This window comes from Psychrobacter sp. TB20-MNA-CIBAN-0197, assembly GCF_040309765.1.
GTDB lineage: Bacteria > Pseudomonadota > Gammaproteobacteria > Pseudomonadales > Moraxellaceae > Psychrobacter > Psychrobacter submarinus.
The window spans coordinates 1-246 of record NZ_JBEOPC010001184.1; the positions used below are offsets into that span (position 1 = coordinate 1).

A 246-nucleotide genomic window follows, 5' to 3' on the forward strand; every position below is an offset into this window, starting at 1 on the left:
CTACTACTTGGTTTTTAAGCTCTTCTGCTAAATCGCCACCATCAACCACTTCTTCTTGCCATTGGAGTAGCTTACGCAACCAGCTGATTTTTTGCTCATAACCCGAACCGCGCCCTGGTAATGCACCTTCTTTGTACATCCAGTGTGCAGCCACCCCTAACTCAGCATCTTGATGCATGTCGCTGGTACGAATTTGTATCTCTACCGTTTTACCTTCAGGTCCAAATACCACGGTATGAATTGACT

General features: G+C 45.9%; 1 protein-coding gene. It reads right to left on the reverse strand.

The genetic code is table 11. The annotated features are described in order from the left end of the window. The coding region (locus AAEY83_RS17680; RefSeq protein ID WP_502945216.1) for a RelA/SpoT-related domain-containing protein at positions 1-246 on the reverse strand (246 nt) is incomplete at both ends.